Source organism: Streptomyces sp. NPDC030245 (assembly GCF_055572995.1).
The window spans coordinates 1-4,018 of record NZ_JBVICF010000024.1; the positions used below are offsets into that span (position 1 = coordinate 1).

A 4,018-nucleotide genomic window follows, 5' to 3' on the forward strand; every position below is an offset into this window, starting at 1 on the left:
GCCTGTCGGCGCAGGTCGTGCTGCTGGAGGAGGCCGACACCGCGGCGTTGTCGGGTGAGGAGATCACGGACGCTGAGCGGGTGGCGCCGTTGCTGGCCGCGCATCCGGCGTATGTCATCTACACCTCTGGTTCGACAGGCCGTCCCAAGGGCGTGGAGGTCACCCATGCCGGCATCGCGGGGTTCGCGGCGGCTCTGGTGGCCCGGATGGGCATCGGTGTGGGTGGCCGTGTGTTGCGTACGGCGTCGCTGAGTTTCGACGCATCGGTGCTGGAACTGGTCCTGGCATGGGGTTCTGGGGCGGCGTTGGTCGTGCCGGAGGGTGCGGGTCTGGCGGGCGAGGAACTGGAAGCCGCTCTCGCGCAGGGTGGGGTGACGCATGCCTTCCTGCCGCCGTCGGTGGTGGCGACGCTGCCCGAGGGCGCGTGGGAGCGCCTGGGTGACTTGGTGGCCTTGGGGGTGGGGGCGGAGGCGTGCCCGCCGGAGCTGGTGTCGCGTTGGGCGCCGGGACGTAGGTTGATCAACGCGTACGGTCCGACGGAGATCACCGTGGCTGCGGCGATCAGTGACCCGCTGACCGCGGGCGAGGGTGCCCCGATCGGGCGCGCGGTGCCTGGCGCAGGGCTGTTCGTGCTGGACGAGCACCTCGGTCTCGCCCCCATGGGTGTCCCAGGAGAGTTGTACGTATCCGGTGCGGGCCTGGCGCGCGGCTACGCAGGCCGTCCGGCGCTGACCGCCGAACGCTTTGTGGCCAGCCCCTTCGGTGGGCCTGGCGAGCGGATGTATCGCACGGGGGATGTGGTGCGCTGGAACGCCGACGGGCAGCTGGAATACCTGGGCCGGGCCGACGATCAGGTGAAGATCCGTGGCTTCCGTATCGAACCCGGCGAGATCCAGGCCGCCTTGGAAGCCGAGCCGGGAGTTGCGCAGGCACTCGTCGTCGCCCGTTCGCACCACGACGACACCCGACTGGTCGCCTACATCGTGCCTTCGTCGGGGGAGACCGAGACGGAGTTGGAGGGGACGACCGGTGAGCAGGTCGAGGAGTGGCGGGAGATCTACGACTCGGTGTACGCCGAGGCCGGGTCGAATGCGCTGGGGGAGAGCTTCGAGGGGTGGAACAGCTCCTACTCCGGTGAGCCCATCCCGCTGGAAGAAATGCGGGAGTGGCGCGACCAGGTAGTGGAGCGGATCCGTGGTTTCGAGCCCCGTCGTGTGTTGGAGATCGGTGTCGGTTCCGGGTTGTTGATGGGGCATCTGGCGGCGGGGGTGGAGTCGTACTGGGCGACGGACTTCTCGTCGTCGGTGGTGGAGCGCTTGCGTGGTCAGGTGGCGGGGCTCGGTTGGGATCATGTGGAGGTGCGCTGCCAGGCCGCCGATGATGTGTCGGGGCTTCCGGTCGGTGAGTTCGACACGATCGTCATCAACTCCGTGGTGCAGTACTTCCCGGGCTGGGAGTACTTGGAGCGGGTGCTGGACCAGGCGTTCGGTCTGCTGGCCGACGGTGGCCGGCTGATCGTGGGAGACGTACGGCACCGGGGCCTGCTGCGAGCCTTGCAGACGGCGGTACAGGTTCGTCAGTCCGGCATCGGGGACACCGATCGGTTGCGGGCGGCGGTGGAGCAGGCCGTGGTGACGGAGAAGGAACTGCTCCTGGACCCGGGCTTCTTCGCTGCCTGGGCGGCCGGACGGCCGGAGGCAGTGGGCGTGGATCTCCGCTGGAAGCGGGGCGCGGCGCACAACGAGCTGACCCGGCACCGCTACGACGTGGTCCTGCACAAGGCTCCTGTCCAGCCGCTCTCTCTGGCTCGGACACCCGTCATGGTGTGGGGCCGGGACATGGAGACACTGGACGCATTGGCGGACGTGTCGCTGCCGGTGCGGGTGTCGGGGGTGCCGAACGCGCGGCTGACCGGGGAGGTCGCGGCCGCCCGCGCGGTGGTCGAGGGCGAGCCCGTCGAGCGGGTCCGGGAGCTGCTGGATGCCCGGAGCGGGCTGGACCCGGAAGCGGTGTGTGCCTGGGCGGAAGGCCGAGGCTGGGACACCGTGATGACCATCGGGCAGGAAGAGCCCGACACCTTCGACGTGATCCTGCTGCCTGCTGGGACGGGTGTGGTGTCGGACGCGTTCGTGTCGGTGGGGGTGCGGTCGCTGGGGGCGTTGGCGAGTGATCCGGTGCGCACCCGGGTGGCGGGCGAGCTGGTGTCGGTGTTGCGGCGCAGTCTGGGGGAGCGGCTGCCGTCGCATCTGGTGCCGGCGGCGTTCGTGGTGCTGGAGGCGTTGCCGTTGACGGTCGGCGGCAAGGTGGACCGGGGTGCGCTGCCTGCTCCGGAGTATGCGTTGGCGGTGTCGCGGGCTGCGCGGACGCCGCAGGAAGAGATCGTGTGCGGTCTGTTCGCCGAGGTGCTGGGGTTGCCGGCGGTCGGGGTCGAGGACAGCTTCTTCGAGCTGGGTGGTCATTCGCTGCTGGCGACGCGGCTGGTGAACCGGGTCCGGGCGGTGCTGGGGGTGGATCTGGCGCTGCGTGCGTTGTTCGATGAGCCGACGGTGGCCGGTGTGGTGCGGCGTCTGTCGGGCGTCGGGTCGCGTCCGGTGCTGGAGCGGCGTGAGCGGCCGGGGCGGTTGCCGTTGTCCTTCGCGCAACGCCGTATGTGGTTCCTGTACAAGTTCGAGGGTGCGTCGGCGACGTACAACATTCCCCTCGTCCTGCGCCTCACCGGTGAACTGGACGTACCTGCACTTGAGGCAGCTCTGAATGATGTGGTCGCCCGGCACGAGCCGTTGCGGACGGTCTTTCCCGACCTCGACGGTGAGCCTTACCAGCACATCCTCACACCCGCCGAAGCCCACCTCGCCCTCCCTGTCGAATCGGTGACAGAAGACGCGATGGGTTCACGCGTGGCGGCGTGTGTCGGGCACGGGTTCGAGCTGGACAGCGAGATCCCGTTGCTCGCGCGGCTCTTCACCCCGCACCCCAGGGAAGCAGTCCTGGTGCTGGTGATGCACCACATAGCATCCGACGGTTGGTCGATGACGCCCCTCGTGGCCGACCTCGCCTCCGCCTACGCGGCCCGGCGCGGCGGCGCGGAACCGGAGTGGACCGCGCTCCCGGTCCAGTACGCCGACTACAGCGTCTGGCAGCACGACCTGCTCGGCGAGGACACCGACCCCGACAGCCTGCTGCGCCGCCAAGCCGCCTACTGGACCGAGCACCTGCGCGGTCTGCCCGACATCGTCTCCCTGCCCACCGACCGGCCGCGGACCGCGACCCCTTCGTACCGCAGTGACACCGTGAGCTTCACGCTCGACGCTTCGACGCATGCCGCGTTGCGGGAGCTCGCACGCTCGACGGACTCGACGCTGTTCATGGTCTTGCACGCGGGCCTCGCGGCGCTCCTCTCGCGGCTGGGCGCGGGACGGGACATCGCGGTGGGCTCACCCATCGCCGGCCGCACCGACGAGGGCCTGGACGACCTGGTCGGCTTCTTCGTCAACACCCTGGTCATCCGCACCGGCATGACGGGGGACCCGACCTTCGGTGAACTGCTGGCCCAGGTCCGCGAGGCGAGCCTTGCCGCCTACGGCCATCAGGACATCCCCTTCGAATACCTGGTGGAGCGGCTCAACCCGCAGCGCTCGCCCGGCCATCACCCGCTCGTCCAGATCATGCTGGCTCTACAGAACAACACCGATCTGGCCTTCGAACTGCCCGGTGTCCGAGCCGAGTTCGAGGACCCGGGCGTCTCCGGCTCGCAGTTCGACCTCACCGTCAACCTGGGTGAAACCTTCGACCGGGACGGAAACCCCGCCGGCATGTCCGGACTGATCGAGTATGCGACGGACTTGTATGACGCGGGCACGGTGGAGTTGTTCGGGGAGCGGCTGGTTCGGTTGCTGGGTGGGGTGGTTGCCGGTCCCGACGCACGCGTGGGCGAGCTGGATGTGTTGGGGGAGGGCGAGCGGGATCGGTTGTTGGGGTGGTCGGCGACTGGTGCTGCGCCTGAACTGGTGACGTTGCC

The 4,018-nt window shown here is 69.3% G+C and carries 1 protein-coding gene; it reads left to right on the plus strand.

Annotated features, from left to right (window positions below; genetic code table 11):
• The coding region (locus tag ACZ4Z4_RS38160; protein WP_468338467.1) for an amino acid adenylation domain-containing protein at window positions 1-4,018 on the plus strand (4,018 nt) is incomplete at both ends.